This window comes from Microbacterium sp. LB12, from assembly GCF_037150835.1.
Classification (GTDB): domain Bacteria; phylum Actinomycetota; class Actinomycetes; order Actinomycetales; family Microbacteriaceae; genus Microbacterium.
This window is the reverse complement of the sequence record NZ_JBBCPF010000030.1, coordinates 1-1,689: the sequence shown is the minus strand read 5'-3', so window position 1 is coordinate 1,689 and position 1,689 is coordinate 1. Positions and strand designations below refer to the sequence as shown.

Annotated in this window: 2 protein-coding genes; both read left to right on the top strand. The window is 67.9% G+C overall.

What is annotated here, in order from left to right; genetic code table 11:
- Nucleotides 1–666: AbgT family transporter (locus WFM69_RS19220; RefSeq protein WP_337007440.1), on the top strand; the 666-nt coding region annotated here is incomplete at its 5' end.
- A gap of 69 nt (nt 667–735) precedes the next feature.
- A partial coding sequence (locus WFM69_RS19215) for a M17 family peptidase N-terminal domain-containing protein (RefSeq protein ID WP_337007438.1) occupies nt 736–1,689 on the top strand: 954 nt, incomplete at its 3' end.

Below are 1,689 nucleotides of genomic sequence, written 5' to 3'. Positions count from 1 at the left end.
CCGGAGACGGGCGACATCATCGGTACGACGCCGTTCATGGCGAGCCTGGTGTTCATCATCTCGCTGGCGTTCCTGGTGTGCGGCATCGCCTACGGCGCGGGCGCGAAGACCCTCCGCGGCGGCAGCGCGACCGTGCGGGCGATCGCGAAGACCTTCGCGAGCCTGGGCGGTCTGCTGGTGATGTTCCTGATGATCGCCCAGTTCATCGCCCTGTTCAACTGGACGAACCTGCCGACGGTCGCCGCGGTCTCCGCCGCCGAGCTCCTGGAACAGGCCAACGTCCCGGCGATCGTGCTGCTGCTCGCGTTCATCGTCGTGATCGTGATCCTGGACTTCATCCTCCCGGGCCTCGTACCGAAGTGGGTCATCTTCGCGCCGGTGTTCATCCCGATCTTCGCCTCGCTCGACGTCGCGCCGCAGACGCTGTTGGCCGCCTACCGCGTCGGCGATTCGCCGGTGAACGTGTTGACCCCGCTGATGGTGTACCTGCCGTTCATGGTGACGGTCGCGCAGCGCTACAAGAAGGAAGCCGGGATCGGGACGATCATCGCCCTGATGATCCCTTACGCCGTGTGGATGCTGCTGTCGTGGACGGCGCTCTACGTCGTCTGGTTCCTCCTCGGCATCCCGTGGGGGCCGGGCTCACCGGTCGACATCGTCGGCTGATCCGCTTCCGTGTTCCGGTCGTCGTGACGGCCGGAACACCCCCGACACTCCCACAGAAGGAAGAGCACCGTGGAACGTAAGCCGAACAAGATCATCCCCGCCGGTCTGGCGACCGTCCCGGGTCTCGACGCCCTCGAAGCCGTGGTCATCGAGATCGGGCGAATCCCGGCCGACGTGCAGGTGCGTGGCATCGGCGTCCACACCGACGGCCCGGTACCTCCCGAGGCGGGGTTCGACCGTTCCGGGCTCGAGTCCGCCGGATTCACCGGCAAGACGGGCAGCATCCTCTCCGTGCCGAGAGCCGGACAATCCGACCTCGTCATCGTGGGTCTCGGTGCTTCGGACGACCTCACCGTCCACGTGCTGCGGGATGCAGCCGCGGCTTTCGTGCGGGCTGCAGCTCGCAGTGAACGACTCGGCCTGCGCATCGACGACCTCGTCGACCTCGATGTCGAGGCGGCAGCGCGCGCGCTCGCCGAGGGGGCGCTCCTCGCCCGCTACCGCTACGTCGTGCTGAAGGGCACGACCACGCACGTGCCCCTGACGGAACTCACGCTCGACCTCCCGGGATACGGCGATGTCGAGGCCGCGGTCGCCGAGGCCCGCATCACCGCGCGCGCGGCCGTGGTGGCCCGTGACCTCGCGAACACCCCTCCCGGCCACCTCACGGCGGTGAACATGGGAGAGATCGCGGTCGAGCTCGGTGAACGCTTCGGCTTCGGGGTCGAGCTGTTCGACAAGCAGGCGCTCATCGATCTCGGCTGCGGCGGTCTGCTCGGTGTGAACCAGGGCTCCGTCGAGGAGCCGCGCATGATCAAGCTGACCTATGCGCCCGAGGGAGCGGCGACCGGTCATCTCGGTCTCGTCGGCAAGGGCATCATGTACGACTCCGGCGGCATCAGCCTCAAGCCGAGCGACCCGATGCACCTGCTCATGAAGATGGACATGGGAGGGGCCGCCGCGGTGCTCGGTGCGTTCGTCGGGCTGCGCGATGCGGGCGTCACGGCCCAGGTCACCGGCTGG